The following is a 1,718-nucleotide window of genomic DNA, read 5'->3' on the forward strand; positions in this document are numbered from 1 at the left end:
CTGCTGACAACGACATCATTCGGCGAGTTGAGTTTATTTCCTTCAAAGCTTTCGGCAATGACGGTCAGACTGCCATCATGCTCCGTTCTGACAACACGGCGACCAAGGTGCTCACATGTGATCAGGCGGCCCTGCCGATCCATGGTGTTGCCATTGCTGTTGTTTGATGGGTTTCGGAATTCGGAGACGGAGCCATCCGTATCGTCAAACCGCATCATTCGATTGTTTGGGATGTCGGAAAAGAGAAGATACCGCCCTCCTCCGAACCATGCAGGCCCTTCCAACCATCTTCCGCCCGACCACAGTTTCTCAAGATGGGTGTTCATCAAGATCAGTGATTTGAAGGATGGATCCGAAACCTCGAAATGGGGAAGGAACACTGCGCCTGTCTCCTTAGTGATGCCGTGCGCGACCGGACAAAATCCGTTCTGCAAGAACTGCTGCAATAATGATCGTACCGATCGCCGTACCTTGCCAAAATGGGGAAACCCCGAGCAAGTTCATCCCATTGCGGATCATCACCATAATGATAACCCCGAACAACGTGCCAATGATTGAACCGCGTCCACCAAAGAGACTTGCACCGCCAATTACCACGGCCGCGATAGCATCGAGCTCCATGAGGTTGCCTGCCAAGGGGTCAATTGATCCGATCTGCGCCGCAATCAACGTCACGGCAACAGCAGAAAGTGCGCCTGACACAACGTATGGCAAGATCGTATAGAACTGAACTTTGAGACCAGAGATGCGTGCGGCTTCTTTGTTGGAGCCCACGGCATAGATCGTTCGACCACCACGCGAACGCGTGAGGTAGACCCAGGCACAGGCATAGAGAACGATCAGAATGATCACGTTCATCTGCAAACCACCGAGTTCGAAATAAACAAGATTGCCAAGCTCATCTGGCAATCCAGAAATCGTACGCTGACCAGATAACACGTAGGCAAGGCTTCGGCCAATCGCCATCATTCCAAGGGTCACCACAAAGGCTGCCAGGCCAAAGACGGCAATCAGCACACCGGAGATTGCACCCATGAAAGCCCCGGCAGAAACGGCTATAGCAATGGCAATCGGAATGGGGACTTCTTTGAGAGCCAAACCCAATATGATACCGGTGACGCCCGCGACTGAGCCAACAGACAAATCGATCCCGCCAGTCAGGATGACAAACGTCATGCCGATTGCGACAATCCCAATCACGACAGACTGATCCATAAGATTAAAGAGATTGCTGGCTGTCAGAAAATGCGGAGAAGCCAATGACAGCACAATGGCGATGATCAATGCCAGACCGGCCATTCTTAACTCAAGTACATTGGTGAACTTAGAAAGCACCCCTTTGAAGTTTGCTGATGAGCGTGTCATCGCTGTGCCTCCCCATTTTCTTTAACTTGATTGCTTGCTCTCAGACGAAGTTGGCCTTCTTCAAAGATCGAGAGCGCCTTTTTTGTTTCGGATTTGACGGTGATCGGATCGAGGCGTTTGCCGGGCTCGGCGAGAACGGCAATTGAGCCAAGGCCAATGCCACGACTGTTTTCAACGATCATAAGAAGTGAATTACTTCCACCTGCTTCTTCTCGCAGAACGCCTCGTTCTTCGGTCAGTCCCTTGGCGATTGCTGTCTCGGTCATCAAAGTCAGCGTGCCAGGTTCTGGCAGCGATACGCCGTTGATTTCACCTTGGCGTGTCAGACATAGGACCCGTTCGCCAGCGTTCAA

At 51.8% G+C, this 1,718-nt stretch carries 3 protein-coding genes; all 3 read right to left on the reverse strand.

Going from position 1 to position 1,718, the window contains the following annotated elements; genetic code table 11:
* The coding region (locus AC2FNB_RS21175) for an SMP-30/gluconolactonase/LRE family protein (protein WP_496748700.1) at positions 1 to 326 on the reverse strand (326 nt) is incomplete at its 3' end.
* A 67-nt stretch (positions 327 to 393) separates the two neighbouring features.
* Positions 394 to 1,365 (reverse strand): ABC transporter permease, encoded by a 972-nt coding sequence (locus AC2FNB_RS21180; protein ID WP_496748698.1) that lies wholly within the window; start codon positions 1,363 to 1,365, stop codon positions 394 to 396.
* The coding region (locus tag AC2FNB_RS21185; protein WP_496748699.1) for a hypothetical protein at positions 1,362 to 1,718 on the reverse strand (357 nt) is incomplete at its 5' end. The genes AC2FNB_RS21185 and AC2FNB_RS21180, both read right to left, overlap by 4 nt.

This window comes from Ruegeria sp. BHSB058 (assembly GCF_059613285.1).